Origin of the sequence: Streptomyces atriruber (assembly GCF_001418325.1) — a bacterium.
Lineage (GTDB): Bacteria > Actinomycetota > Actinomycetes > Streptomycetales > Streptomycetaceae > Streptomyces > Streptomyces atriruber.
Window position 1 is genome coordinate 970 of the sequence record NZ_LIPN01000523.1, and the last position, 512, is coordinate 1,481.

A 512-nucleotide genomic window follows, 5' to 3' on the forward strand; every position below is an offset into this window, starting at 1 on the left:
CCGGCGCGGGCGCGGCGGCGCTCGTCGTGCGCGGGCCGGTGGACACGGCGGCCCTCGAAGCCGTGGCGGAGGAGACCGGGATCACGCTGCTGGCGCTGACGCGCGGGGCGTCCTGGGCCCAGCTGGCGGCGATGCTGCGGACCCTGCTCTCGGAGGGCGACGTGGGCGGGACCGGGGAACAGACCCTGGGCGGAGTGCCGTCCGGTGACCTGTTCGCGCTGGCCAACGCGATCGCGACCCTGCTGGACGCGCCGATCACCATCGAGGACCGCAGCTCCCGCATCCTGGCGTTCTCCGGTCGCCAGGACGAGGCGGACCCGCCACGCGTGGCGAGCATCCTGGCCCGGCGGGTGCCCGAGCGGTATCGGCGCATCCACGAGGAGCACGGCGTCTTCAAGGAGCTCTACCGCAGCGACCAGCCCGTGCACATCCCGCCGCCGACCCTGGGCGACGAGGTCGCGCTGCCGCGCGCGGCGATCGCCGTGCGGGCCGGTGACGAGATCCTCGGATCG

Annotated in this window: 1 pseudogene; it reads left to right on the top strand. The window is 75.2% G+C overall.

The features are described 5' to 3' along the window. Positions 1-512, top strand: a pseudogene (locus AOK03_RS37550) (PucR family transcriptional regulator); the annotation flags it as partial.